The sequence below is a fragment of the Rossellomorea sp. ABR4_004 genome (assembly GCF_056159585.1).
The window spans coordinates 1-25,910 of the sequence record NZ_JBSWVM010000004.1; the positions used below are offsets into that span (position 1 = coordinate 1).

Annotated in this window: 24 protein-coding genes and 1 other annotated feature; of the genes, 11 read left to right on the forward strand and 13 right to left on the reverse strand. The window is 42.5% G+C overall.

The features are described 5' to 3' along the window. Both ACXAF2_RS20090 and ACXAF2_RS20095 read left to right on the forward strand, forming a co-directional pair. A partial coding sequence (locus tag ACXAF2_RS20090; RefSeq protein ID WP_475141312.1) for a DUF2179 domain-containing protein occupies nt 1-201 on the forward strand: 201 nt, incomplete at its 5' end. Between the two features lie 115 nt (nt 202-316). Then, entirely contained in the window at nt 317-1,000 is a 684-nt protein-coding gene (locus tag ACXAF2_RS20095; protein ID WP_475141314.1) for a GntR family transcriptional regulator, read from the forward strand. Nucleotides 1,001-1,056: 56 nt separating this feature from the next. Here ACXAF2_RS20095 and ACXAF2_RS20100 read toward each other — a convergent pair whose 3' ends face one another. Continuing rightward, nucleotides 1,057-2,613 (reverse strand): ABC-F family ATP-binding cassette domain-containing protein, encoded by a 1,557-nt coding sequence (locus tag ACXAF2_RS20100; protein ID WP_148995064.1) that lies wholly within the window; start codon nt 2,611-2,613, stop codon nt 1,057-1,059. A 99-nt stretch (nt 2,614-2,712) separates the two neighbouring features. Continuing rightward, on the reverse strand, nt 2,713-3,828 hold the full coding sequence (locus ACXAF2_RS20105) for an NAD(P)/FAD-dependent oxidoreductase (RefSeq protein ID WP_475141316.1): 1,116 nt from the start codon (nt 3,826-3,828) through the stop codon (nt 2,713-2,715). Between the two features lie 232 nt (nt 3,829-4,060). Further along, nucleotides 4,061-4,272, forward strand: a binding site (T-box leader). An 82-nt stretch (nt 4,273-4,354) separates the two neighbouring features. Between ACXAF2_RS20105 and ACXAF2_RS20110 the strand changes: the two genes are divergently transcribed. Further along, nucleotides 4,355-5,698 (forward strand): sodium-dependent transporter, encoded by a 1,344-nt coding sequence (locus ACXAF2_RS20110; protein ID WP_475141318.1) that lies wholly within the window; start codon nt 4,355-4,357, stop codon nt 5,696-5,698. A gap of 50 nt (nt 5,699-5,748) precedes the next feature. On the opposite strand, the gene ACXAF2_RS20115 is transcribed toward ACXAF2_RS20110, so the two are convergent. Then, nucleotides 5,749-6,267 (reverse strand): superoxide dismutase family protein, encoded by a 519-nt coding sequence (locus ACXAF2_RS20115; protein ID WP_475141320.1) that lies wholly within the window; start codon nt 6,265-6,267, stop codon nt 5,749-5,751. A 386-nt stretch (nt 6,268-6,653) separates the two neighbouring features. Here ACXAF2_RS20115 and ACXAF2_RS20120 point away from each other — a divergent pair, with 386 nt between their 5' ends. Next, nucleotides 6,654-7,616: a S8 family peptidase gene (locus ACXAF2_RS20120; protein WP_475141322.1), complete on the forward strand. Its 963-nt coding sequence runs from the start codon at nt 6,654-6,656 to the stop codon at nt 7,614-7,616. A 236-nt stretch (nt 7,617-7,852) separates the two neighbouring features. Here ACXAF2_RS20120 and ACXAF2_RS20125 read toward each other — a convergent pair whose 3' ends face one another. Both ACXAF2_RS20125 and ACXAF2_RS20130 read right to left on the reverse strand, forming a co-directional pair. Next, the gene (locus tag ACXAF2_RS20125; RefSeq protein ID WP_113968558.1) at nt 7,853-8,092 is read right to left on the reverse strand and encodes a YkuS family protein; all 240 of its coding nucleotides are present in this window, start codon (nt 8,090-8,092) and stop codon (nt 7,853-7,855) included. Nucleotides 8,093-8,153: 61 nt separating this feature from the next. After that, nucleotides 8,154-8,309, reverse strand: coding sequence for a hypothetical protein (locus ACXAF2_RS20130; protein WP_187443187.1), 156 nt, complete (start codon nt 8,307-8,309; stop codon nt 8,154-8,156). Nucleotides 8,310-8,456: 147 nt separating this feature from the next. On the opposite strand from ACXAF2_RS20130, the gene ACXAF2_RS20135 reads away from it, so the two are divergent. Next, nucleotides 8,457-8,894 (forward strand): ferritin-like domain-containing protein, encoded by a 438-nt coding sequence (locus ACXAF2_RS20135; RefSeq protein ID WP_475141324.1) that lies wholly within the window; start codon nt 8,457-8,459, stop codon nt 8,892-8,894. Between the two features lie 37 nt (nt 8,895-8,931). On the opposite strand, the gene ACXAF2_RS20140 is transcribed toward ACXAF2_RS20135, so the two are convergent. Next, entirely contained in the window at nt 8,932-11,193 is a 2,262-nt protein-coding gene (locus tag ACXAF2_RS20140) for a helicase C-terminal domain-containing protein (protein WP_475141325.1), read from the reverse strand. A 100-nt stretch (nt 11,194-11,293) separates the two neighbouring features. Between ACXAF2_RS20140 and ACXAF2_RS20145 the strand changes: the two genes are divergently transcribed. Further along, nucleotides 11,294-11,893, forward strand: a complete 600-nt coding sequence (locus tag ACXAF2_RS20145) for a YczE/YyaS/YitT family protein (RefSeq protein ID WP_475141327.1) — start codon at nt 11,294-11,296, stop codon at nt 11,891-11,893. 49 nt (nt 11,894-11,942) lie between these two features. Here the strand turns inward: ACXAF2_RS20145 and ACXAF2_RS20150 are convergent, their stop codons facing one another. Both ACXAF2_RS20150 and ACXAF2_RS20155 read right to left on the reverse strand, forming a co-directional pair. Then, nucleotides 11,943-13,199, reverse strand: coding sequence for an ATP-binding protein (locus ACXAF2_RS20150; RefSeq protein ID WP_475141503.1), 1,257 nt, complete (start codon nt 13,197-13,199; stop codon nt 11,943-11,945). A gap of 206 nt (nt 13,200-13,405) precedes the next feature. After that, nucleotides 13,406-14,455 (reverse strand): ATP synthase beta subunit C-terminal domain-containing protein, encoded by a 1,050-nt coding sequence (locus ACXAF2_RS20155; protein WP_475141329.1) that lies wholly within the window; start codon nt 14,453-14,455, stop codon nt 13,406-13,408. 296 nt (nt 14,456-14,751) lie between these two features. Between ACXAF2_RS20155 and ACXAF2_RS20160 the strand changes: the two genes are divergently transcribed. Both ACXAF2_RS20160 and ACXAF2_RS20165 read left to right on the forward strand, forming a co-directional pair. Further along, complete coding sequence (locus ACXAF2_RS20160; RefSeq protein WP_113968552.1) at nt 14,752-15,078, forward strand: cyclic-phosphate processing receiver domain-containing protein; 327 nt, start codon at nt 14,752-14,754, stop codon at nt 15,076-15,078. Between the two features lie 117 nt (nt 15,079-15,195). Beyond that, on the forward strand, nt 15,196-16,266 hold the full coding sequence (locus ACXAF2_RS20165; protein WP_475141330.1) for an aromatic acid exporter family protein: 1,071 nt from the start codon (nt 15,196-15,198) through the stop codon (nt 16,264-16,266). 52 nt (nt 16,267-16,318) lie between these two features. Here ACXAF2_RS20165 and ACXAF2_RS20170 read toward each other — a convergent pair whose 3' ends face one another. After that, on the reverse strand, nt 16,319-17,485 hold the full coding sequence (locus ACXAF2_RS20170; protein ID WP_475141332.1) for an acyl-CoA dehydrogenase family protein: 1,167 nt from the start codon (nt 17,483-17,485) through the stop codon (nt 16,319-16,321). A gap of 195 nt (nt 17,486-17,680) precedes the next feature. On the opposite strand from ACXAF2_RS20170, the gene ACXAF2_RS20175 reads away from it, so the two are divergent. Beyond that, on the forward strand, nt 17,681-18,154 hold the full coding sequence (locus ACXAF2_RS20175) for a hypothetical protein (RefSeq protein ID WP_475141334.1): 474 nt from the start codon (nt 17,681-17,683) through the stop codon (nt 18,152-18,154). 515 nt (nt 18,155-18,669) lie between these two features. Here ACXAF2_RS20175 and ACXAF2_RS20180 read toward each other — a convergent pair. Next, nucleotides 18,670-20,079, reverse strand: coding sequence for an alanine/glycine:cation symporter family protein (locus ACXAF2_RS20180; protein WP_299742618.1), 1,410 nt, complete (start codon nt 20,077-20,079; stop codon nt 18,670-18,672). 227 nt (nt 20,080-20,306) lie between these two features. On the opposite strand from ACXAF2_RS20180, the gene ACXAF2_RS20185 reads away from it, so the two are divergent. Next, nucleotides 20,307-20,555 carry a small, acid-soluble spore protein, alpha/beta type gene (locus tag ACXAF2_RS20185; protein ID WP_475141336.1) on the forward strand — a complete coding sequence of 83 codons (249 nt, stop codon included), beginning with the start codon at nt 20,307-20,309 and terminating at the stop codon, nt 20,553-20,555. A 44-nt stretch (nt 20,556-20,599) separates the two neighbouring features. Here ACXAF2_RS20185 and ACXAF2_RS20190 read toward each other — a convergent pair whose 3' ends face one another. Then, the gene (locus ACXAF2_RS20190; protein ID WP_475141338.1) at nt 20,600-21,244 is read right to left on the reverse strand and encodes a uracil-DNA glycosylase; all 645 of its coding nucleotides are present in this window, start codon (nt 21,242-21,244) and stop codon (nt 20,600-20,602) included. Between the two features lie 136 nt (nt 21,245-21,380). Between ACXAF2_RS20190 and ACXAF2_RS20195 the strand changes: the two genes are divergently transcribed. Further along, nucleotides 21,381-21,803: a pyridoxamine 5'-phosphate oxidase family protein gene (locus ACXAF2_RS20195; protein ID WP_475141340.1), complete on the forward strand. Its 423-nt coding sequence runs from the start codon at nt 21,381-21,383 to the stop codon at nt 21,801-21,803. A gap of 507 nt (nt 21,804-22,310) precedes the next feature. Here ACXAF2_RS20195 and ACXAF2_RS20200 read toward each other — a convergent pair. Both ACXAF2_RS20200 and ACXAF2_RS20205 read right to left on the reverse strand, forming a co-directional pair. After that, nucleotides 22,311-24,092: an ABC transporter ATP-binding protein gene (locus tag ACXAF2_RS20200; protein ID WP_475141342.1), complete on the reverse strand. Its 1,782-nt coding sequence runs from the start codon at nt 24,090-24,092 to the stop codon at nt 22,311-22,313. Next, entirely contained in the window at nt 24,085-25,803 is a 1,719-nt protein-coding gene (locus tag ACXAF2_RS20205) for an ABC transporter ATP-binding protein (RefSeq protein ID WP_475141504.1), read from the reverse strand. Before ACXAF2_RS20205 ends, ACXAF2_RS20200 begins: the two co-directional genes overlap by 8 nt. Between the last annotated feature and the right edge of the window lie 107 nt (nt 25,804-25,910).

Genomic DNA, 25,910 nt, shown 5'->3' on the forward strand with positions numbered 1-25,910 from the left:
CTGTCCGAATTATGGGGTATAGTTCACCACTCAGCAAAAGGGGCTTTTTCTGATGATCAAAAAGAAGTCATCACAACGATCCTTGGTCGTAAAGAATTCTCCAAATTGAAATCATATATTCAATCAACCGATGAAAAGGCATTTATCACCATACACAGCATGAACGAAATTTGGGGACAGAATTTTAAATCATTTGCTTAAAAGGCTGATCTGATCAGGTGTCCTTTTAGAAATTCGGAGACACCTGATTTTGGATCAGCCTCTTTTTCGTATATGATAGACATTATGAAATAATAGACCTGAATGGATGATGAACGTGAAAAAGAGACAAACCGCAGAGTTTAGAGTGTATGGGCAACTGAAGGATGCCTTACTTGCCAGAAAGATCGCTCCCGGTACCCAGCTTGTGGAACAAATCATCTCTCTGAAGATGGATGTGAGCAGAACCCCCATCCGGCATGCGTTGAAACGACTGGAAGCCGAAGGACTGGTTCAGATCATTCCGAATCGAGGCGCATTTGTCGTCCATCCTACAAAAGAAGAGATTATATCCTTCTTTGAATTAAGGAAAGAACTAGAATTCCTTACGGTTAAATATGGCCTCCCAAAGGTAAAAAAAGCACATATGTCAAAGCTTTATGCGTTTCTTGAAGATGAACAGGAAACCTACAAACAAAAGGATCTGTTAAAATATGTCGAGCTCAATAAACAGTTTCATTTATTCCTTGCAGAAGTGAGCGGGAATAAATTCCTGATACGCTATATGGATGAAATGCTTACCCAATCTAACGTCTATCTGTTTTTATTTGATGTGTTTTACCATGTGGAACCGGGTGAGAACGTGCGTTTCCGAGAACATGAAGAAATGGTGAAGGCGATTGAAAACAAAGATCAGCAAACACTGTTGGAACTGATCGATCTTCATATGAAGCATAGTTTTGATGATTTGAGACTGGATGATAATGGGTATTCCTCACTTGAGTCTGTTTTAGAAGATTAATGTACGAAAAAAAGCCGGTGCCCACCTTGTCTTTGCGTGGGAATCGGCTTTTACATTTAGAATAATTTCGTTGTCCAGTTTTCACAGTTCCAAACTTCTGTCGCCACATCCTGATAGAATTCAGGTTCGTGACTGATTAAGAGAACGGTGCCTTTGTATTCTTTAAGGGCCCTTTTCAATTCTTCTTTTGCCTCAACGTCCAAGTGGTTGGTCGGTTCGTCGAATACCAGGACGTTCGATTCTTTGTTCATCAATTTACACAGGCGGACCTTCGCTTTTTCTCCACCACTCAGCACTTCTACCTTGCTTTCGATATGCTTTGTCGTCAGGCCACATTTCGCCAGGGCAGCTCGCACTTCCGCTTGATTGAAGGATGGGAACTCATTCCACACCTCTTCAATACAGGTGTTATTATTTTTTGTTTTGATTTCCTGTTCAAAATAACCGATATGAAGATAGTCTCCCAGCTCCACTGAGCCTGAAATGGGTTTGATTTCTCCCAATATACTTCTTAGTAGAGTCGTCTTCCCGATACCGTTGGCTCCAGATAGAGCAATCTTCTGACCGCGCTCCATCTTAAGATTCAGCGGCTTCGACAATGGTTCATCATATCCAATTACAAGGTCTTTCGTTTCAAAAATGACCCTGCCAGCGGTTCGCGCTTGTTTGAAATGAAACTCTGGCTTCGGCTTTTCGGCAGCCAGTTCAATCATATCCATCTTATCCAGCTTCTTCTGACGGGACATCGCCATGTTACGAGTAGATACACGTGCTTTATTGCGGGCTACGAAATCCTTCAGCTCTGAAATTTCCTGTTGTTGTCTCTTGAAAGCTGACTCAAGCTGCTGCTTCTTCATTTCATGGACGCGTTTGAATTCATGGTAATCTCCAGCATAACGATTCAGCTCTTGATTTTCCATATGATAAATAAGATTAATGACACTATTTAAGAATGGAATATCATGTGAGATCAGGATAAACGCATTTTCATATTCCTGCAGGTAGCGTCTCAACCAATTGATATGTTGTTCATCAAGATAGTTGGTCGGCTCATCGAGTAATAGAATTTCCGGTTTTTCCAGTAAAAGCTTCGCCAGTAAGACTTTCGTTCTTTGTCCTCCACTTAAATCGTGAACATCCTTATCCAGACCGATATCATCTAATCCCAGACCCCGTCCGATTTCTTCCACCTTTGCGTCAATGATATAAAAATCATTATTCGTAAGGGCATCTTGAAGTGTCCCGGTTTCTTCCAGCAATCCTTCCAGCTCTTCTGGAGTGGCTTCTCCCATTTTGGCAAATAACTCATTCATTTCTGTTTCCATGTCAAACAGATATTGAAAGGCTGTTTTCAACACATCCCGGATTGTCATTCCCTGCTTCAGCTGCGCATGCTGATCTAAGTAACCGATACGGATCCGCTTCGCCCATTCCACTTTTCCTTCATCGGGCTCAAGCTTTCCTGTAATGATATTCATAAATGTAGACTTTCCTTCTCCATTGGCACCGATCAAGCCGATATGCTCACCCTTTAACAAACGGAAAGAAACGTCATTAAAAATCGCACGGTCACCGAAACCGTGAGTCAAATTTTGAACTGATAATAAACTCATATTGTAAACACCTTTTCTTTATATACTAAAATTCGCTCCCTTTATTATAAGGGTCATTACGCTTAGAAGATAGAGGGAAATAAGCTGGTGTTTTTTTCTTTACTCGATGGCCCCTGCTACATCATAGTCAGCAGGATCCAGTTCAGTAGGTTCACCGAGTGCAAGCTTCGCAAGCTCCGAACCAAGATACGGTCCCACCGTCAGACCGGATGCTCCAAGCCCATTCGCTACCAACACCCCAGGAAGTCCCGACATCGCTCCGAAAACGGGGAGAAAACCGGGAGTGAATGGTCGAAACCCCACCCTTGTTTCAATCACTGTACTGTTATGGATGCCGGGTGCCACTTCCATCGCTTTGTGAAGAACTTCATGTAACCCACCTGCTGTCACCCGTCGGTCGAACCCCATCTCATTTTCATGTGTGGCTCCTGCTACGACTCTTCCCTCAGGAAAAGCAAGAAGGTATTGGTCATTTGGCGGCATGACGACAGGCCATCCACTCGTTTCTTCCCCCTTTACCTCTAAATGAAGAATTTGCGCTTTTTGCGAAGATACTAAAAAGTTTATTCCCACCGGTTCAAAAAGTGCCTTCGCCCAAACACCTGCTGTGACAATCACTTCATCTGCTTCAAGCTTTTCTTCATCCATGGTGACGCCTGTGATCCTGTTATGATCTTTCAGAAGCTTGGCATCCCCTTGCCGGAATATCGCCCCATTCTTTTTGGCTCCGTTTATAAGCGCCTGCCGCATTGCTCTTCCGTCAACTCGTGCAGCCCCACTTACATGAACAGCTTGATATTCCTCAGATAAAAGCGGGAAATATTGACGTGTTTCCTCAGCCGTAAGAAGAGTGAGTTCACCGATTTCAGGTGCATCCTCCCTGCGTTTTTCCGCTCTCTCCACCATTTTCCGAAGTTTATTTTCATCGGTATGAAGGCTGATCGCCCCTACACGCTTATACCCTGTTTCAGTTTCTCCATCTGCTTCCAGCTGCTGAATGATGGCCGGATAATATTTCGCCCCACCTTTGGCCAGTCGATACCACACTTTATTCCGACGTTGGGAAAGCCACGGACAGACAATTCCCGCTGCGGCATCGGTTGCTTGTCCAGGGTCTTGACGGTCAACTACTGTCACGTGTGCTCCGGCCTTAGCAAGATGGTAAGCCGTAGATGCCCCAAGAATTCCAGCTCCGACAACAATATATGATTTCATTTAATACACCTTTTCATTACGTTTTTTCTTTATTTTACTTGAGAAGATGGGGGAACTCAATGAGGGTGCGGTTTTGTTGTACCAGGTACAATTTGACCTATTTGTACCTGGTACAACCAACTTCACGACAACCCCAAATAACACCAACAATTCCAGACAATTCTCACTACTTTTTTCAAAATAGATTGACAAGTTGTTTTGATTCATGATAAAAATTGTATAACCTAATATTGAATAAGCTTTGATGGAAACAAGTAGCGAACATTTCCCTGTTAAAGAGAGCCGGTGGTTGGTGTGAACCGGTACAAAGATGATTAGTGAATTTCGATTCCTGAGCTTCTTTTGACGAGATCAAAAGACGGTTAAGGCCGTTATGTGTGAAGAGTGATGAGAAATGTTTTCTCATAACTAGGGTGGTACCGCGATATCCAAATCGTCCCTACGATATGTAGGGGCGATTTTTTTATTGTTTGAAAGCGTCCCAACACACGTCAATAATGAACAGAAAACAGAAAGGAGAATGAGAATGAGTCAACGCGAACAATGGTCATCAAAGATTGGCTTTATATTAGCGGCAGCAGGGTCTGCGATTGGATTGGGGGCAATTTGGAAATTCCCTTACATCGCCGGTCAAAATGGAGGTGGAGCATTCTTCCTGATCTTCATTCTATTTACTTTATTACTCGGACTTCCATTATTACTGGCTGAGTTCTCCATCGGACGTACTGCCGGGAGCAATGCCGTTGATTCGTATCGAAAAATCGCCCCCGGTACGCGCTGGCACTGGGTCGGGATTCTTGGGATGATCACATCCTTTATCTTACTTTCCTTCTACAGCGTGATCGGGGGATGGATTGTTGTTTATTTATTTAAAGCCATTACGGGTCAATTGAACAATCTTTCCTCGGATCAATACGCAGAAGTATTTGGTGCAACGATCTCGAATCCTGTAACAAGTGTGTTCGTTCAATTTCTTTTCATCCTGATGACCATCATCGTGGTTGCTAAAGGGGTTCAAAAAGGGATTGAACTGGCAAGTAAAATCATGATGCCGGCATTATTTATTTTATTTATTCTTTTGGTCATTCGTGCTGTAACCCTTGATAACGCAATGGATGGAATCACATTCTTGTTGCAACCTGATTTTTCAAAGGTGACATCACAAACGATATTAGAAGCAATGGGACAATCGTTCTTCACGCTAAGTGTGGGTGTATCGGTGATGGTGACATATAGTTCTTATCTGCCGAAAACACAGAGCCTGCCAAGATCAGCCCTATCCATAGTCGCTATGAATATCTTCATCGTTCTGTTAGCCGGCTTGGCCATTTTCCCGGCAGTCTTTGCCTTTGATTTAGAACCTGGGGCGGGCCCGGTACTACTGTTTAATGTTTTACCGACCGTGTTCAGTCAACTTCCTTTTGGAATGTTCTTCTTCATTGCTTTCCTTGTCCTGTTCTTGTTCGCTGCATTAACTTCCGCGTTCTCCATGCTCGAAATCATTGTTTCGGTCATTTCAAAAGGAGAACCTGAAAAGCGTAAAAAATGGTCTTGGATCATCGGACTTGCCATCTTTGTTTTCGGTATTCCATCGGCATTATCATTTGGGATACTTGGGGATATCACGCTATTCGGTAAGACCATCTTTGACTTGGCTGATTTCGCTGTCAGCAATGTACTGCTTCCGGTTGGAGCACTGCTTATTGCATTGTTCGTACCTATGAAAATGAAGAAAACAGCACTTTACGAAGAATTGAAGCATGGAAACGGATTGAAGAGGGGATTATTCGAAACCTGGTTCTTCCTGATCCGTTATGTGGCTCCGTTGCTAATCGTTATTGTCATGCTTGATGTATTGGGCCTATTCTAATAGATGTTAAAAAAAGGGTTGACCTGTCTAATAAGGTCGACCCTTTTTCATTAGACCCCATACCCCATAACGACTCCGCATGCGAGCCGTTTCCCCGCATCACCTGAGGGCTGGGACCTGTAGTCATCCGGGCTTTGATGGATGATGACCCCTTTGCCTATGACGTCTTTCACTTTGAATTTATTCGTAAAAAAGGACATTTTAGCGTATCCGTCGTTTGAGAACAGCACAGGAAAATCACCTGCATGATTACCATGAGGCTGATTCGTCGGATTCCAATGTCCCCCGGCAGAAGAGAAAGGTTCCTTTGGATCGCCTACTTCACAGACTCCCTTTTCATGTAAGTGAAATCCATGAGGACCGATCGGATTTTGATCACCTTTTCCTTCCTTATATGATGGTAAACCTGTTATCTCTGCATATACTTCCACCCCATTTTGCACTTCCCGAAAAAAAACATACCCTTGCAATCCTGGTGCTAATGGACCTCCCTGTATTTGAGCGAAGGCCATGTCTGGAGCGTTTCGATAATAAGAATAACCAGGATGGCCATATTGATAATAATTCATCATTGGTTCACCTTCCTTCAAGACATTTTATGTTGAAAGTCTGGGTGACATGATGAAAAAACCAGAACTTCACTTTTTATCCAAACGTTTGTTTAACCTCTGAAAACCTTGTCTACTCAATGGTCCTTCCTCTCATTCAAACGTTTGTTTAAATTTTCAACATGGAGATCGACACATTGATCCCTACCCCGGAGGTTCTCACCCATTCTTCCATTGAATACTACCTGTGGAATATACTAAAGCCCCTCCCCTATGCTTAAATAGGCGAAAATATGATTGGTTTTATTTTCCTATTACTATTATCCCTTTTCATTTTGTCCAAAAAATGTTATATTTTCAGAAACTTCAGATTTTTATTATGCAGTACCATTATAGGAGGGATTGATATGCAAGGTGAAATTAGGTTAATTCCATATTTCATGGACGAAATGATTGTTGATGCAAATGAAATTCCTAAAGGCGTTGATTTAATCCAATCTCCTAGTATGTGGAAGAATGGGTACAAAGGAAAAGGAATGACAATCGCTGTCCTGGATACAGGCTGCGATATGAACCATCCTGATCTGGCAGGGAAAGTGAAAGGATTCCGCAATTTCACCGACGATGATAACGGTGCTGAAGATAACGTTACTGATTATAGCGGACACGGCACTCATGTAGCGGGTACGATTGCTGCAAGTGAAAATGGTGATGGGGTTATCGGGGTTGCGCCACTGGCCGATTTATTGGTTATTAAAGTACTGGCAGGCAGCCGTGGGAGTGGCAAATACGATTGGATTGTGAACGGGATTCTGTATGCCATCGAACAAAAGGTGGACATCATCTCCATGTCATTGGGAGGCCCCACTGACTACAAGCCTCTGCACGAAGCGATCCAAAAAGCGGTGGATGCAAATATTTCCGTTGTTTGTGCAGCAGGTAACGAAGGTGACTCGAATAGCAGCACCGATGAGTTTTCTTATCCCGCTTGTTACAATGAAGTGATTTCTGTAGGAGCCATCGACCTTCAAAGAAAATCTTCTTACTTTACGAATTCAAATAATGAAGTCGACTTGGTGGCACCGGGTGAACAAATTTTATCTACCATCCCCGGTGAAAAATACGCTAAGCTCAGCGGTACCTCCATGTCGGCTCCACATGTGTCCGGAGCATTAGCCCTCATCAAAGAATTCGAGCAAGTATCGTTTGACCGTAAACTTTCCGAAACCGAAGTGTATGCACAACTCATTAAACGCACCGTTCCACTCGGATTCCCAAAAACTTTGGAAGGAAATGGGCTGTTGTTTATTACAGCACCTGACCTACTGAGGGAGCACTTGAGAAACCAGCCACTTGCACAGATTGGATGACGGAACTAGTTGATTTTTGGCTCATTTCCACCTGATTGAAAAGAACCCCCGGCTTAAATGCATTTATGCCGGGGGTTCTTTTCATTCAGGCGACCTTTCAGCTATGCTGAAAGGCGAGTGAAACGTCCGTTTCACTCGAATGAGCCAAAAATCGTGCACTCACCCTTCTTATTACTATGCTACTGAAAAAGAACAGCCATCATAGACTGTTCTTTTTGCGCTACACTGGTTTTCTACTATTGTAATCTGCTCTCAACTTGCTGACATACTTCATCAGCACTTAGCCCGCTTGCTTCAATAACGGACCCTTGAGTAGCTACGTTTTGAATCCCCATTACATTGGAATCCATCCCTGTCACTACGCAGCAGTCACAGCCGTTTGCGTCTGTTTCCTGTTTTAATTCAACGACGTCATGCCCCTTTTCACGTAAGGCTTGCACGACGTTTTGTAAGGATTGTTCAACACCAATTCTCATGCCTTTACACCTCCTGTTTCTACATATAGGTTTTTCTTTCGGGGAAAAAGATATTCGTCATTTATTTTTTATTTACTTGTTTGCCACTTTTTTTCTGGCTTTGGCCTTTTGAATTCCCCACCTGAATATCAGATCCGAATTCCACATCATTCTTAGCCTTTTGCTTTGCCAACTGTTCTGATGTTTGGTCCATACTCTTCTTTCCCTGTTTAGACATTCTCATCCCTCCTCTGACTTTTATAGAATTAGAATCCCCATTTCAAGGCAAAATATTTGAAGGGCCTTCGATTACTTTCAGCATGTTTATTTTTCACTATGCCGGGTAAATACCCTATATAACAATAAATAAAAGGGTGGTATTCAAATGGATGAAGCAAAATTAAAAGAATTAATCGATGGATTAAATGAAGATTTAGCCAATGAATATGCTGCAGTTATACTTTACACAAACTACGCTGCTGTCGTGAGCGGCTTATATCGTCAAATCTTAAAGCCTTTCTTCGAAGAGGAAATCCCTGATGAACAGGGGCATGCTTTATATTTAGCCGAAAAAATTAAAACATTGGGCGGAGATCCAACGACTACTCCGGCTGCCGTGAAACAAACAGATAACGTAAAGGAAATGTTAGAGGAAGGCCGTAAAGCTGAAGCGGATACAATCGAGCGTTATAAAATACGTAAAGAGCAAGCTGAGGAATTGGGTCTGGTCGAGCTTAGCATTAAGCTAGATGACATGATTGCGGATGAAACCCATCACCTTGAGGAATTCGATCGCTTACTAAAGGATCCCTCTTTTAACTAATATACGAGAAAAGACCGCTATATCAGCGGTCTTTTTTTCATGTGATGATTCGATAATCCTTCCATTCTTCAAGCAGTAATGACTGATATTTCGATGACAGATAACGATCGTCGATCAGTCTGAGGACTCCCGTATCCTCCTCTGAACGGATGAGCCTCCCCCCGGATTGAAATACTTTATTTAATCCCGGGTAGACATAGGCATGATTGAATCCATTTAATCCCCGTTCATTAAAATAGTCCTTAATGATTTCATGATCCCTACTTGGCTGAGGTAGCCCAACTCCAACAACAATTACACCCTTTAATCGATCTCCTTTCAGATCGATACCCTCTGAGAAGATGCCTCCCAATACGGCAAATCCAATAATCGGACGATCTCTGTCGCTTTGATACTCCCTTAAAAATTTCTCTCTGTCTACTTCTTTCATATTAGGCTCCTGTATGATGAATTCTGCATCCATTGCATCCTTATTCATTTCCTCGAAGGCTTCCCTCATATAGGCATAAGATGAAAAAAAGACCAGATAATTTCCTTTATACTCATTGAAAGCTTCTGTAATGGAACGTGTAATCGAAGAAAGGGTCCTTTCTCTGTCCTTAAACCGGGTTGAAATCGAATGGATCCCAACCTGCCATTGTTCTCTTTCAAATGGCGAAGGAATCAGAAATCGATAATCCTCTTCACACCCACCCAGTTGCTGAAAATAGTACGAAAAGGGGTGAAGCGTAGCTGAGAAAAACACTGATGATCGAAACGACCTCGTTATTTGTTTAATAAGCTTTGAAGGATCAATGCAAAATAGTTTCACTTCTGCATCTTCAGGCGTTTGATCGATTACAAAGCGATGTTCATCAGAAAAAAGGTTTGTGATCCTCACAAAATTTAATGCAGCAAAGTACAATTGAAGAAACTCCTGAGAGCAATCTCCTTCCACTTCTCCCAAATGTTTTTCTGCTATCTCAACAAATCTTTCCACCTCATCAACGAATTCTGCATCCATCTCATTACCCACATCGTCCCCTTGTTCTTTTTTCAAACGGAGAAATTGCTTATTAACCGCGACTATGCTTTGCTTCAAAGCCTCATATTCCGGATAATTTCTTTTGATTTCTAAAAAATCGGACTTCCTCAGGGTGGCTGAATACATTTCCCGGCCCCTGCCAACAAGGTTATGTGCTTCATCAATAAGTAGAGTCGTCTTCTTCTTTCCTTCATCACTCATTCTGTTTAATGAAACTTTTGGGTCGAAGATGTAGTTATAATCACAGATGACACCGTCGACTAAATAGGAGAGGTCTATTGAAAATTCAAACGGGCATACCCGGTGCTTCCTGGCGTATGTTTCAACAATTGGGCGGGTGATGATGGTTTCGTGTGTTAAAATATCAATGAGCGCGCCGTTAATCCGATCATAATAGCCATTCGCAAATTCACAATACTCTTTCTGACAGATCGTTTCTTCCTGAAAGCAGATTTTGTCTTTTGCCGTAATGGTAATCGCCCTGTGTGACAATCCTTCCCGTTCTAAAAGAAGCAGCGCCTCCTCTGCGACAGTCCGGGTAATCGTCTTGGCTGTCACATAAAACCATTTCCCATCCATCGCTTTGATCGCAGGAAATAAGGTTGAAATGGTTTTCCCTGTTCCCGTCGGGGCATTCGCGTACAAAGACCTGGATTCGGCGACCGTCTTATAAACGGCACCAGCAAGCTTTTTCTGCCCTTTTCGATAAGTTGGATAAGGAAATCCAAGGTCTGGAATACTGTTTATCCGGTTTTCCTGGTTGGTGAGTAAAAGGGAAGCAAATGGAGTATAGGCAAGCAGTGTCTCATCAACGATGTGTTGGAGCTCTTCCATCGTATAAATACGGGTGAAAGACTTCGTTTTTTCAGATTCTACCTCAATGTATGTGAGCTGCACCCCCATTTTCTTCAGCTGCTTTTCTTTTGCCAATAAGTATGCGTAGCATTCACCTTGAGCCCAGTGGACCCTGGCACCTTCTTCGATTTGTGCTACAGGCCTTGCCGTTGATTTAATTTCTTCTACGATTACTTCCCCGTTTTCATAATGGATCCCATCACAGCGGCCTTCCAGTTGATAGACAATATCCTCCACCGATCTTTCTCCTTTTAGGAAGACTTCTTTCTCATCACCTTCTTTGTATTCTTTCTGTAATTTTTGATGAAGTTTTGTTCCGATGGTCATGGAAGAGCGGGCTTGAAACCTGACATCTATGCTTCCTTCTTTATAAACGAACTCTACTAATTCCCTGATCGAAATCTTGACCGATTTCTTCATGTTACGTCTCACCTCTTTCTTTCCCACACAAATTATCATTCTAATTTTTTTCAGTGAACATATATATTAGACAAGCTTTTTCGAACGGAGGATTCGGGGAATGAAGGCTAGATTCATTTTTTATTGTATAGGATTACTCGCATTATCATTAGGTGTTTCTCTTATTATTAAAGGTGATTTGGGGGCGGCTCCATGGGATGCACTGGCCGTTGGTGAATCTACTCTGTTCAACCTTTCAATCGGGACATGCATCTTCATCAATGGATGTATTCTCATCTGTATAAACGCTCTTTTATTAAAGGAGGCCATCCAATGGTTAGCTGCTCTCTCCATCTTCGTCATCGGGATGATGGTTGATTATTGGATCACGATCGGTCTTGAAACGCTTCAACCGATCGGATTTATTCAACAGTTGTCTCTTGTGCTGGCTGGTATATTGCTACTCGGCATCGGGATCTCCATTTATCTTCAAGCCAAGCTGCCTTCAAGCCCCATGGATACATTCATGGTGGCGATTCATAGACGGTTCGGTTTAAATTTACGAAATTCCCGTTTATTGAACGAGGCGATTGCCATTACGTTAGCCATGGTGTTTCATGGAGCAGTTGGCGTCGGAACGGTGATAGTCGCCTGTACGCTTGGATTTATTATTCATATCTTCTATCCTATCATGGAACGTATGTACGGGAAATGGAGTTGATTGACTTTTTATTATGTCTTATTGCCCATAAAAAAACACTTAGTGATTCCTAAGCGTTTTGGTTGTTCATATATGTATTGGGGAGATTGGAATCAAATTTTACAACCTTATCTTTATTCAACGGAAGATCGATTGTAACGACTGTTCCTTTATTAACAATGCTTGAATAATGGATATGACCACCCATGGCTTCAATGATGCGCAAGGACACCGAAGTACCTAATCCAGTACCTTGGACCTTTGTTGTAAAAAACAATGTCCCAAGTCGTGCGATTTGATCTTTGGTCATCCCTTTTCCTGTGTCTTCTACCGTGACGATGGCTTGTGTATGGGTGACTTCTAAATTCACGCTTACTTTTCCTTGAGGAGGGGTCGCTTCAATGGCATTCTTGATAATATTGACGAAGGCTTGCTTCAACTTATTTCGGTCTGTCAAAAGAAATCCATCTTCTTTGAGGCTCGCTTCAAGGTAAACCCCCTCTTTGAGGGCATATGCATTAAGGAGGACTGTGACATCCGAGAGAACCTCTTTCACATTGATTTTCTCTATTTTTTCGAACTCGGGCTTGGCAAAATTCAAATAATCATTAATGATTTCCTCTGCCCTTCCTAACTCACTCAATACGATTTTCAAATATTCCTCATGAGTCCCCGTTACTTGCTTTTTCATTAATTGAAGAAATCCCTTGACGACAGTTAAAGGGTTCCGCACTTCATGAGCAATGGAAGCAGCAAGCTCTCCCAGTGTATTAAGTTTTTCAGATTTCAGGATCTCTTCACGAAGCAAACGCTTCTCAATCATCCACTCATTGAGTTGTGCAGCTACACCGACCCCCAACACCTGGATGCCCCCGAATATCAAGACGTAGATCCCCATTTCTTTATTACCTGAAACTGGAACTCCCGCTATGAACGCGAATGAAAGAAGAATCCCAAGCATCACTAACGCAGGCCAAAATCCAAGTAACACGGCAAACGTTACCCGTTTCTTTGGTGGAAATGTCCAGAATCGATTTGAAATCAGGAACGGAAGAGTTCCTGCAAGAAACGCACTTACAAATCCGAAAATGATGGCATCACCGCCGTTGATGATCCGGGCGGTTAAAATAAATACCAGAACAATGACCCCGGCTTTTCTTCCTCCATAAAGCATTGAAAGAACCAATGGTATATAGCGGAAATCCCAATACAACCCGAAACTTTCATAAGCGAAAATTAAACACATAAACGCGGCAACCCCATGTAATACACCGATGAAAACAGGTGATTTTCCGAGCCTATGGTTATCAAGGAGTGACGTTTGAATGAGAACAGGAGCCAATATAATCAATACATGTAATAATAATTTCTCGATAATCATCGAATTGTCTCCCATAAAAAATAGTCATTACTTTACACATACGACAAAATTCTCGTAATTCCTCTTTCATCTCCCACAAAATTAAGAAAAAAGTAACAGAAAAGGGACGGACCTCAAGCGTTGCTTGCGAGGTCCGTCCCTTAAGTGAAATTCTAAATCAGTTTACCTTTGTAGGTGAGGTCTTTTGGTTCCAGGTGGTTGTATTGTCCTTGGAGTATTTGTTGAATGTCTTGGATGGTCTGTTGGATTGTGACGGTTTGCCCTTTTATCTTGGTGAATTCTTCTGCCACGTAGAATGGCTGGCTCAAGTAGGCTTCCAGTCGCTCTCCTATCTGGAATAGATCGAGATCCGCTTCAGGTATTTTATTCTTACCGATTGTATTCATGAGGACACGAATTTCTTTGTAGCGCCTTAGCAGCTTCTTCGCTTTCTTGTGGATAGTCGTGTGACTTGAGTCCAGGGCGTCGTCTTCAAGTAAAATCGATGTAGACTGCACTGGGTGAATGGCCGGGTACATCCCCCGGGTAGAGAGATCGATATCGAAGTAACATAAAGTATCGAGTGGACCGAACGGGTCCTCTTCATCCACTGCTTCACCGGTGGGATCAAATAAAACAGTAGTGATTTCCGGATAGCTCTCTCCTTCGAATCGTTCTCTCAATTCATATAATTCACCTGACACAATATAGGATCGGTCAACATACAGGAGAATTCTGTCTTTATCCTCTATTAGGCTGACTTCTGCAAAGGCTTCATCAATCGAGTGGCATTTCGCATCAACAAACCCTTCAAGATCACTCAATCCAGGATAGGTTTTATCCGGCGTCAACAAGATCGATTGATATCCTTTTTCTTTCAATACTTTCGTCATTTCCGCTAAAACAACAAATTGACCAACCTGTGCTCTCGCCACGAACCCATTCGTTCCACCATGGACAATAGGGGCAAACAAATCGAGTGGTTTGATTCCCGTTTCAATCATCGTTAATTTCCCTCCTTGAATAATTAATTCATCCAGCGTGCAGTTAGCCAGATTTGCTAATGTGACGATTGTCTTCACTTCGGCACGTCCTACAGAAATTTTGCCGGTACATAGATTGGATACTGTTGCAGGTCTTAACCCTACTGTCTTGGCAGCTGATGTTAAATTGGGTACACGTCGCCGCAGCAATGAAACATTCAACCTTAAATTCTCTTTCATGGTAAATATCCCCCTTACTTTATAAGGTAATATACTTTACTCCTAAAAGCAATAGTTTTATCATCGAAACGTAATTTTTTTACCTTAAGAAGTAATTTCTAGATAAAAGGTGGAAAAACCCCTTTCCTGAAAATCGTCATCTCCCTCCATCGTTTAGCCATTCCATAAAGATTTACCCCCATAATACAACAAAAAAATTACAATTATATTTGTAATAATCATACTATTTACCTATATAAGTATTTGTCAATGTCTGTTAGGCTTAAATTAAGTCAAATGACGAAAGAAGAATTTATATGACAGTTAATGTATTTTTAGACGATTACCGCCACTGTCCCCAAGGGTACATTCTCGCGAAAGACATCGATGAATGTATTGACCTGCTTCTGAATTTTTCTATCGCTCATCTTTCATTGGATCATGACTTAGAAAGCAAGACCCGCAATGGATTAATGCTCGTACACTATATGGTAGAAAAGCAGCTATTTGCAGAACGCATCACCATTCATTCCGCCAATTCTGTTGCTGGCAAACAAATGTTCAAGTATTTAAAAGAGGCTCAGAGTGAACACAAGATGCCTAAATCAATCAAGATTTTGTTACGACCTTTACCTCTAAGATGAGTTATCATATAAAAAAGAACTGTTCCCGGAACAGTTCTTTTTTTGTCCATTCATTTCAATTGGGTTTTTCTTACTTTATAATGAAGGCGACAGCCATTTAAAAAAGAGGGTTAAATTATGGAGTTTCTGAAAAAAATTCAATTTGTCGGAGGCAGAATAGCCAAAACCGGTATTGCCGTTTTTCTAACGGCTCTTGTGTGTGAGCTTTTAGATTGGCCGGCGACTTTTGCCGTCATTACAGCCATCGTCACCATCGAGCCCACAGCCGCCAATTCAATTAAGAAAGCATTCATTCGCTTTCCCGCTTCTGCGATTGGAGCACTATTTGCGGTGATCATTGCTTCCACGTTCGGCGATCACCCCATCACTTATGCGTTGGTCGCGCTGCTCACCATCATCACCTGCCACAAGCTTCATTTAGGGGCAGGCATCCTGGTCGCTACATTAACAGGGATTGCCATGATCCCCACCATACACGATCACTATGTAGCTACCTTTTTCATTCGCCTCGGCACGACCACCATCGGGCTGATTGTGTCTACATTAGTGAACTTGTGGATCCTTCCACCAAAATACTCGAAAACGATTACGACCAAGATTCATAATCTCTATTTCAAAACGGGCAATTTATTAGAAAAGAGAAGCTCTGAAGTCCTTCAGAATCACTCTCTTCACCGGGATACAAAATTGATCTTCAATGATCTATTAAGAGACATAGAATCGACGGACACCCTTTGCGAATATCAAAAGGAAGAATGGAAGCTTCACCGCTCCAGTCGTGAGGAATTGCGTTATTTCCATTATGAATACAAGAAACTTAACCTTTTAAGGCAGATCCTTTTTCATATTGGGAACTTAATATACTTACCTGTTCAGTATTCATTCAGTGAGGAAGAGAAAGATCGTATCTTACATGCGACTCAATCGTTGAAAGGGATCATGCATCATCCATCGTTTCACATACCTGAACAACATTTCACTCTAATGAAAGATTTACTCGAGGAATTCTGGGACGACCATGAAGGACTTCATACAAAACCCTTTCAATCCGTGAAGCATCACTTTTCCTGTGAAACGGTCATGCTTTACGAATTACTATCCATTCACGACCTATTAGAAGAGCTCAGTGAAATACATGTGTTAGAAGCCCAGCATCAAACCGTCCTGGAGAAAACGTTACACCCATAGACATTCATAAAGGTATAGACAAAACCCTGTCTATACCTTTTCTATTGAAATCTCATTTCAAAGCTTTATCAGCTAGCATTGCTATCACCATATCATCCATCGGCGGATTGTGAAGTCCTGCCCTTACATCACGATAATAACGTTGCATTGGATTCGAGCGGAAAAGACTTCTTGCTCCAACGATCCTCATGGCAATATCGACGATGCGAAAGGCACTGTTTGTGACAACATGTTTCACAGCTGCAAGCTCTGAAGCCATGTCCTTCCTTTTTTCAGGCTCCCTCACCCACTTCTCTGCCACCGAATAAAGAATTTGCCTCGCCTTGAACAGCTCCAATTCAATTTCACCAATTTTCCGTTGAACTTCAGGAACATCCTTGATCGGTCCCGGCAGACTGTTTGGTGAATAGTCCTTCGCAAATTGGATGGCATAGTTGCGTGCGGCAATCGCAACACCTATGTAGCAGGCAGGTATGTGCAGGAGCCATGCTTTAGGAAGATCATTCTTCCCTCTCGGATTTACACTATCTCGTTCCACCAGGGCAGAAGATGGGAGATGAACATCCGTGAGAACGAGATCATCACTGCCCGTTCCTTTCATGGAAATCGTATCCCACGTTTCTTCAATGCTTACTCCTTCCAGGTCATGATTCACCAAGAAGAATCCTTTCTCTTCCGTGTCTCCGATTGTTGCTGATACTAGTGAATAATCCAGAATTCCCGCCATAGAAGTAAAGGATTTCCTGCCGCTTACTTTCCATCCCTCTTCCGTTTTCACTGCTTTGGTTTCTGGAAGTCCTCCACGAGTGGGACTCCCCGTTGCCGGTTCGGATGCTGCCCGGTTAATGAGAGCATTGTTTGCTACAATCTCCTCACAAAGTTCCTTGAAGACTCCTTCATCCCACGCCCGTGTTTCCGTCAATTCCATCAATCCCCCGAGATGCCAGCCAATGGACAAAGCCGTTGCCGCGTCCCCTGTCGCAAGCCTTTCTTGAATCATCACGAGCTCATATAAGCTGATTTCTTCCCCGCCGTACTCTTTAGGAAGAGATAATGTTCCATATCCCTTTTTCTTCAGGTCGTTGAAATTCTCATAAGGAAATTCATCTTCCCTGTCATACGCTTCCCCACGTTCAGAAAAAGCATCAGCAAGCTCACCAGCTAAATCAACCAGATTTCTTTGGCGGTCATTCTGTATATACGGTTCATATAAGTCCATTAAAACAGCACCTCCTGATAAATATCACGATTTACTTCTTCTATTCATCATAATCAATTCACATGCCTAACTCAAAGATATTGTTTACTAAACTGATCGGAATTAAATATTTACTATAATCCGTATAAATCCATTTTCAATAAACCAATCTAAGAGTAAGATATCTCGTCATCCTTTTAGGAGGGAATTACCGTGATGCATAAAAGAAATAAACTTTACATACTCATTCTGATGCTCGTTTCTTGGGTATTCCTCTTACTAGCAGGAAAAGAGAGCTTAAAAAAGTATTTACCTGCCTCTATGTTTATGTCATTACTCGTTTATTCAGAAAATGTTTTCGCAGAAAGAGTGAAATGGTGGACCATCACAACCAGGCTTTTCCCGAAAGTGAATGGCATTATGCCTTTTGTGATTGGAGTATTTTTGAGCGGTTCTGTTTGGATCCTCAAATTCACCTATAAAAATTTTTATCTTTATGTATTGGTCAATTTCTTTGTCGATACGTTCTTTACATACCCTTTCTACTCCCTTTTCAAAAAACTCGGTGTGTGGAAGCTTATCCGCTTAAAGCAGTATCAGCTATCACTCCTGTTTTTTGTAAAATCATTACTTATGTATGCGTTTCAGAAGTATATCGGTGATCGGCTTTATTCCAGGTTTTTTTTGTAAGGTTTGTGATTTTTTGATGAGTGGTGATGTGATTGTGATAACAGGGACCGTTCCTTTCCGCTCCAGGCACTTGCTTTCCGCGGGGAGGAAGTCAAGCCTCCTCGGGCTTTGCCCTGCGGGGTCTCGACCTTTCCTCTACTACCCGCAGGAGTCAAGTGCCTTCCGCTACAATCCACTCTGTGCTACTACATTCTTACGGCCTAATTATATGGAAAAATAAACAAAAAAACTCATATTATAGTCAAGGTGATTGTGACGGCTCAATTGGCATAAAGGAGGGGCTTGCGAGTCTCCTTCAGAAAACGAGCGAGGCAAGATCCCGGAACGAAGTGAGGAGGCTTGACCGTTCGTCCGCGGAAAGGGAGCAAATCCCCCTCCAATCTGCCTGTATGCTAATTGAACAGGGCGACAGCACTCAATTAGAGTCATTAGACAACCATCTTACGTACGAAAAGAGTATTAGAAAAAATGAAAGAAACCTGCTGCCCATAAAGGCAACAGGTTTCTTTTATAGGTTAAGATGCATTTTCCTTGTCTTCTACTTTATATTCCTGCTCCCAGAATTCTGCATTTTTGATGCCGAGCTTTGTAGAGTTGAAGACTGGATCAAGACCTTGCTTCTTCTGCTCTTCGTAATCCTTGAGCGCTTTTAATGCAGGTTTAGCCAGGATAAGGATGGCGATTAAGTTCAGCCATACCATGATTCCAAGACCGATATCACCTAACGCCCATGCTAAAGCGGCTTCTCTCACTGCTCCGTAGAATGTAGCAGCAAGCAGAACAAACTTTAAGATGGTCATCGCCACTTTTGAATTCTTACCTCTCAATAGGTAGGCAACATTTGTTTCCGCCATGTAGTAGTAAGCCATAATAGTTGTAAAAGCAAAGAAGAATAAGGCGATCGCGACGAATGATGCTCCGAATCCAGGGATGACTGATTCAATCGCTGCCTGTGTATAACCAGGTCCCGCTTCAATACCTTCTAAATTGTTCGCAAGCATTGTTCCATCAGGAGCTTCTGTGTTGAAGGATCCAGTAAACAAGATCATGAATGCTGTAGCCGAACAAACCAGAAGAGTATCGATGTAAACGGAGAACGCTTGAACCAGCCCTTGTTTAGCAGGGTGGGACACTTCAGCTGCCGCTGCAGCATGTGGTCCTGTACCTTGTCCTGCTTCATTGGAATAGATTCCTCGTTTCACTCCCCAAGATACGGCCATCCCGATGATCCCACCGAATGCAGAATCAAACCCGAATGCACTTTTGAAGATAAGAGCAAAAACTGCCGGAATTTCAGTGATATTCATTCCTACAATGATAAGAGATAGAAGAATATAGGCAATCGCCATAAATGGGACTACGTAAGAAGCTACCCCAGCAATACGTTTGACCCCACCGAAAATGATGACTCCGATTAACACGACAAGACCAATACCAGTTACCGTAGTACTAAGCCCAAATGCATTTTCAAGACCTAATGCAATGGAATTCGATTGAATTCCAGGCATTAAAATACTCATTGCAAGCAATGTAGCAAGTGAAAATAGTACGGCATACCATTTCCAACCGATCCCTTTTTCAATATAGTAGGCTGGTCCTCCACGGTATTCCCCATCCTGCTTCACTTTGTAAATTTGAGCAAGTGTGGATTCGATGAAGGCACTGCTTGCACCGATAAAAGCAATCGTCCACATCCAGAAAACCGCTCCTGGACCACCGAAAGCGATGGCCGTTGCTGTACCGGCGATGTTACCCGTCCCGACACGTCCCGATAACGACAGCGCCAAGGCCTGGAATGAAGATACACCTGCTTTGGAGCTACCCCCCTTAAACATTTGAACCACCATATCTTTAATCAACCGGACTTGTAAAAACTTCGTTAAAATAGAAAATAATAATCCTACACCCAAACAGAAGTAAATCATGACCGGAGACCAAAGGATTCCTACCAACTTGCCAACTAATTCTTCCACGGCATTTCCCCCTTTTCTTTGTAAAAATAATCTAACTATTAAGAATTATATTTTATTTGACACAAATTAGACAATCTTTTTTTTATGACGAAATTTTCTTAAACGTGGAAAAACCCTTATATGCCAAGACTCTATACTCATAAAAAAATATTTGGGCAATCTAAAAAAGGGGTGAAAATATGTCGAGAAGAAAACTTCTTGTACCTGAAGCCCGGGCTGCGATGGATCAATTAAAAGCGAAAGTTTCTGGTACACCAGATCCCAAAGAAGCGAAATATGAGATCGCCAAAGAACAAGGTATTCCTCTTCAAAGAGGTTATAATGGAAAATTAACGTCTGAGCAAGCGGGAAAAGTTGGCGGAAGAATCGGCGGTAACATGGTGAAGGAGCTTGTGAGAATGGCTCAGGAAAATTTAAACAAACAATAACATAAAGAAGGCTGACATTTAAATAAATGCCAGCCTTCTTTATGTTATTTCCCCCTGAGGAATTCTTTCAACTTATCCAGGTCTTTATAGATTTCTTTTTCTAATGAGCGATTGTAGAAAATCGATGCAGGATGATAGGTGGGAAAAATGGAGTAGCTTTCATCGCTCATGATCCATTCATTTGAATTAAGATCTTTTAACCGCCTGACTTTAGCGTGAATCAGCTCACCATGCACCTGTGATATTGTGTATTGATTCCCCAATAGTCTTTGTAACCCGATATTCCCCAAGGTTACAAGCTGTTTTGGCTTAATATGCTGCAGCTCATAATCCAGAATGGGAGCATGGGCCAGCTGTTCTTTCCGATTCGGTGCCCTGTTATACTTCTTCTCCACGATCTCATTGTCCCCTACTTTCTTAGGGACAATTTTATAGGGTCTGCTTCTGACCGATGAGGTAAAATAAATGTCTTCCCTTGGAACCTCCAGATACTGAAAGAACTCATCCAATACTTTTCCTGCCCGCCCACTAAACGGAATTCCATTACGAATCTCGGTTTCACCCGGGGCTTCCCCGACAATCATGATCGTCGGCTGCTCGGGGCCGCGTCCGTATACAAACCCCTCACAGGGATATGGCTCCATCCTTTTCTTACAGATCTCGACTAATTCATCCGGTATCACGCTCATCATCCTTTGTTTCGTTGTTATTTCCGTTATTCCCGTTATTCCCGGACAGCACCCCAAATACACATTCTCATGTTTATTTCACCTTAATAAAAGGAATAGTATGGATATAAATGAACCTTTAAAGGAGATGGATTGTATGTCACAAGCTGAACTGAAACAACAAATCTTAAAAGTGCTCGATGAAAGCAAAGTAGGGACACTGGCAACGGTTAAAAATAATAAACCTCATTCCCGGTATATGACGTTCTCACATGATGAGCTGACTCTATATACGCCAACAAACAAGGAAACCCATAAGACAGATGAAATTGAGGACAATCCTAATGTACATATCCTTCTTGGTTACGAAGGAGAGGGGTATGGAGATACCTTCGTCGAAATCGAAGGTCGCGCTTCCATTGAAGAGTCTACTCATTATAAGCAAAAACTATGGAATGACCATATGAAAAGATGGTTTGAAGGTCCAGACGATCCGAATTACATCGTCTTTAAAATTCAACCTGTCAGCATCCGATTAATGAATGACGATGAGGATACGCCGCAGTCACTTGAATTATAATTCAAATTCCCTTGACACGATTTAATATTGATGTTATATTTAGTTATTGTAATCTTGTAACATACATTGAAACGATAGAGAAGATAATTCGTAATTCTATTCTGTTTTGATTTAACAACTTATTCACACTGGATCGGCTTCGGAGCCGTTAGGATGTAAGAGAGGTAGGGCTTACGTCGTTTAGGTATATCAAACGACTCAAGGAATTGCCCGCGGCTGTTTATTATCTGCAAACAACGTTCAAGATATAAATATATTACTTGTGATGTTGCAAGTTACAGAGTTGTCTTTATCCGATTAAGGCAACACCAGAGGGATCGCTAACGGGATGATTAGCCCCTTAAACACAAAAACACCTCAAAAGTGCTGACTTTTGAGGTGTTTTTTTATGTTCTGAATGAATGGAGCTCGTATTTCCCTCTGTTTCGCAGTCAATTCCCATTTTATTTTCAAAATCTCAGGTTTTATTTTCAAAACCGGAATTCCCGCGCAGATTCACACAACCTATCAGCCGCTTTCCCTCAACTGACTATGATACAACCCATGATAAAACCCTTTCTGCTTCAAAAGCTCATCATGAGATCCCCGTTCAATGATCTTTCCTTGATCAAGGACCAGTATTTGATCGGCCTGACGGATGGTGTTAAGACGGTGGGCCACCACTACACTTGTCCTCCCCTTCATCAATCGTTTGAGGGCTTCCTGAATCTTCAGCTCTGTAATCGTATCGATGCTGCTCGTAGCTTCATCAAGAATAAGGATGGACGGATTTGAAAGGATCGCTCGTGCTATGGATAATAATTGTTTCTGTCCCTGGCTGATCCCACTGCCATCATGCCTTAATAAAGTATCGTAGCCCTCAGGCATTTTCTCTATGAAAGAATGGGCATTGGCCAACTTCGCCGCTTCCCTTACTTCTTCATCGTCCGCATCGAGTCTGCCGTAACAGATATTGTCTGCAATCGTTCCTTGAAACAGGAAGCTATCCTGCAGGACAAATCCCATTTTCTGGCGAAGACTCTTTCGTTTGATGGTTTGTATATTCTGATCATCAATCTCAATGGTGCCTTCATTCAGTTCATAGAAACGAGAGAGCAGATTGGTAATCGTCGTTTTACCTGCTCCTGTCGGTCCGACCAATGCAACGGTCTCACCCGGTGTAATCGTGAAGGATACATCCCGAAGCGTTTGATCCCCTTTTTCATAGGAAAAAGATACATGACGGAATTCCACTTTCCCTTCAACGGAATCGATTTCCACGGCATCCTCCTCATCCTTCGCTTCTTCCTCTTCATCTAAAATTTGAAAGACACGCTCAGCACCGGCAATGGCAGATAATAACGTGTTATATTGATTTGCGAGTTCATTCAACGGACGGGTGAATTGACGGGCATACTCAGCAAATATCACAATGACTCCAATGGTGATCATGCCATTTAATGCGAAGATCCCTCCGACTCCGGCAATGACGGCAAAACTCAAATTGTTCAGCACATTCATAAGTTTCGGGATAAACCCGGAATAGGTATCCGCCCAATAAGCGGCCGTTCGCAATCGTTGATTTTTTTCTCCAAAATCCTTTATGGCAGTATCCTCACGGGAGAAGGTTTTGATGATGCTATGCCCCGAAATCGTCTCTTCAATATAGCCGTTTAGCTCTCCGATATTTTGTTGATATTGTTTAAACAAACGTCCTGTCCGATTCGTTATCCACTTCATACCGAGAGCCATGAGAGGTACGATGGTCAATGTGATCAAGGTAAGCAACGGACTTAGCCAGAGCATGATCGTGATGGTCCCTACTAACGTCAGGACACTGGATATGATTTGAATGAACGAGCTATTCAACGTGGCACTTACATTATCGATATCATTTGTGACCCTGCTCATTAACTCCCCATGCTTTCGCTTATCAAAGAAAGGGATCGAAAGCCGATGCAATTGATGAAAAAGGTCCTTCCGCAAGCGATAGACCGTATCCTGAGCCACACCGATCATCCAATAATTTTGGCACCATACGGACAGGGAATGGAAGATGTACACGGCTATTAAACCTAAAACAAGCCCAATCAATCCGGAAGTCTCTTTCGTTACAATGTATTCATCAATCGCTTTTCCCACTAGGAAAGGTCCCAGTAAAGAAGCTGCCGAACTGATGAACACCATTAGAATGACGAGATACAGGATCACCTTCATTTCGGAAAGATAGTTCCATAGCCGACGCAGCGTCCCTCTTGCATCTTTCGCTTTATCGTTTTTCCCCAGTTTCTTTCGCACATGCCTAGACATGATGTATTTCCTCCTCTCCGAATTGAGATTGGAAAATCGCCTGATAGAGGGAGGAATCTTCTAATAGAGATGTATGTGTCCCTTCTCCGATTAACACTCCATCTTCAAGGAGCAGAATCGTATCCGATTCCATGGCGGTACTTATTTTTTGTGTAATGATCATCGTGGTACATTCGTATTTCTTCAGAGCTTGGAGCAATTTCGATTCTGTTTTTAAATCCAAAGCACTCGTGCTATCGTCCAGTAATAAAATCTTGGGTTTTCGAATGAGTGCTCTCGCAATTGACAGGCGCTGCTTCTGTCCTCCTGAAAGATTGACACCTTTTTGACCGAGTACTGTATCATATCCATTGGAAAGATTCATAATGGTTCCATGGATTTGGGCATCCTTTGCTGCCTGGATCATCTCTTCCCTGGTGGCATCTTCTTTTCCCCAAAGGAGGTTTTCTGATACTGACCCGGAAAACAGGACCGCTTCCTGGGGCACGTACCCAATATTTTTCCTTACATGATTCAAAGGTATGGACCGTATGCTTTGACCGTCCAGTTCAACCGATCCTTTCGTCGCATCATACAGGCGGGGAATGAGCTGGAACAACGATGTTTTGCCAGACCCGGTTGCTCCCAGGATGGAAACCGTTTCGCCTGCCTCCACTTTAAACGAAACACCTTCCAGCACCTTCCCACGGGTTGAAGGGTATTGAAACGAAACATCTTTGAATGCAATCTCTCCGTTCACCACTGTGTTTTCCTGCCGGGCTTCTTCTCCGTCTTTTAGATCTACCTCTGTTTGGAGAACTTCTTCTACCCTCCCGGCGGAAGCTCTTGCTCTTGAAAAGCTCGTAATGATAAATGAGAAAATTGAAAAAACAGAAGAGATTCTCGTAACATATGTGACGATCGCTACGACTTCTCCTACCTTTGCTCCTCCTGAGGCAACATCTATACTCCCGAACCACAAAACGGATAGGAGGGCCAGATTCATCACGAGCATCAGAAGTGGCATGATGATTTCCATAAAACGAAGAGCACGGACAGTCCGATCCTTCAAATCTTCATTTGCTCCATGAAATCGGCCTTCTTCATACTTGCTTCGAGTATAGGCCTTGATTAACCTCATCCCGGAGAGGTTTTCCTTCATGACATCGTTTACTTTGTCCAGACGGGATTGAACTCTTTCAAAAAGGCTCCATCCACGTTTCAGGACCCATAACAAGAACATCCATAATACTGGAATCACGATTAATAAAACAAGGGCCAGACGAACATTCACGATAAGTGCCATGATTGTTGACCCGACAACAAGCAGGGGGGCTCTTAGCATAATGCGCAAGCTCATGAAGATTGTATTCTGCAGCTGCCTTACGTCATTGGTCATCCTGGTGATCAATGATGATGTCGGGAGTTTGTGAAAGCTTGCAAAGGAAAAAGACTGAACCTTTTTATATAAGCTTTCCCGCACATCATAACCAAATCCCTGACTTGTATGAGCGGCAAAAAATGAATTGGTCACTCCTGAAATAAACGCGAGGAGAGACATCCCCACCATAATGAAGCCCCATTTCATCACCACATCCAAGTCTCCATTCATAATACCTTCATCAATAATCCGTGCCATAAACAACGGATTTAATAGTTCTACAGCAAGCTCTACCAGCATTAAACTCCAGGCTACCGCCATGGCAACACGGTAAGGCTTTAAGAAACGCATCACCTTCAAATGAACACCCCTCTTACATAAAACTTCCATTATGTATATATATGTATCATCATAACGTTTTTTTATGCCGGGTGGTAGTTGGAAGCATCATATGCGTC

Bases quoted from the DNA above. Each gene is read 5' to 3' on its own strand.
- ACXAF2_RS20100 (WP_148995064.1), bottom strand. From the start codon at position 2,613: ATGAGTTTATTATCAGTTCAAAATTTGACTCACGGTTTCGGTGACCGT.
- ACXAF2_RS20105 (WP_475141316.1), bottom strand. From the start codon at position 3,828: ATGAAATCATATATTGTTGTCGGAGCTGGAATTCTTGGGGCATCTACG.
- ACXAF2_RS20110 (WP_475141318.1), top strand. From the start codon at position 4,355: ATGAGTCAACGCGAACAATGGTCATCAAAGATTGGCTTTATATTAGCG.
- ACXAF2_RS20115 (WP_475141320.1), bottom strand. From the start codon at position 6,267: ATGAATTATTATCAATATGGCCATCCTGGTTATTCTTATTATCGAAAC.
- ACXAF2_RS20120 (WP_475141322.1), top strand. From the start codon at position 6,654: ATGCAAGGTGAAATTAGGTTAATTCCATATTTCATGGACGAAATGATT.
- ACXAF2_RS20125 (WP_113968558.1), bottom strand. From the start codon at position 8,092: ATGAGAATTGGTGTTGAACAATCCTTACAAAACGTCGTGCAAGCCTTA.
- ACXAF2_RS20130 (WP_187443187.1), bottom strand. From the start codon at position 8,309: ATGTCTAAACAGGGAAAGAAGAGTATGGACCAAACATCAGAACAGTTG.
- ACXAF2_RS20135 (WP_475141324.1), top strand. From the start codon at position 8,457: ATGGATGAAGCAAAATTAAAAGAATTAATCGATGGATTAAATGAAGAT.
- ACXAF2_RS20140 (WP_475141325.1), bottom strand. From the start codon at position 11,193: ATGAAGAAATCGGTCAAGATTTCGATCAGGGAATTAGTAGAGTTCGTT.
- ACXAF2_RS20145 (WP_475141327.1), top strand. From the start codon at position 11,294: ATGAAGGCTAGATTCATTTTTTATTGTATAGGATTACTCGCATTATCA.
- ACXAF2_RS20155 (WP_475141329.1), bottom strand. From the start codon at position 14,455: ATGAAAGAGAATTTAAGGTTGAATGTTTCATTGCTGCGGCGACGTGTA.
- ACXAF2_RS20160 (WP_113968552.1), top strand. From the start codon at position 14,752: ATGACAGTTAATGTATTTTTAGACGATTACCGCCACTGTCCCCAAGGG.
- ACXAF2_RS20165 (WP_475141330.1), top strand. From the start codon at position 15,196: ATGGAGTTTCTGAAAAAAATTCAATTTGTCGGAGGCAGAATAGCCAAA.
- ACXAF2_RS20170 (WP_475141332.1), bottom strand. From the start codon at position 17,485: ATGGACTTATATGAACCGTATATACAGAATGACCGCCAAAGAAATCTG.
- ACXAF2_RS20175 (WP_475141334.1), top strand. From the start codon at position 17,681: ATGCATAAAAGAAATAAACTTTACATACTCATTCTGATGCTCGTTTCT.
- ACXAF2_RS20180 (WP_299742618.1), bottom strand. From the start codon at position 20,079: ATGATTTACTTCTGTTTGGGTGTAGGATTATTATTTTCTATTTTAACG.
- ACXAF2_RS20185 (WP_475141336.1), top strand. From the start codon at position 20,307: ATGTCGAGAAGAAAACTTCTTGTACCTGAAGCCCGGGCTGCGATGGAT.
- ACXAF2_RS20190 (WP_475141338.1), bottom strand. From the start codon at position 21,244: ATGAGCGTGATACCGGATGAATTAGTCGAGATCTGTAAGAAAAGGATG.
- ACXAF2_RS20195 (WP_475141340.1), top strand. From the start codon at position 21,381: ATGTCACAAGCTGAACTGAAACAACAAATCTTAAAAGTGCTCGATGAA.
- ACXAF2_RS20200 (WP_475141342.1), bottom strand. From the start codon at position 24,092: ATGTCTAGGCATGTGCGAAAGAAACTGGGGAAAAACGATAAAGCGAAA.
- ACXAF2_RS20205 (WP_475141504.1), bottom strand. From the start codon at position 25,803: ATGCGTTTCTTAAAGCCTTACCGTGTTGCCATGGCGGTAGCCTGGAGT.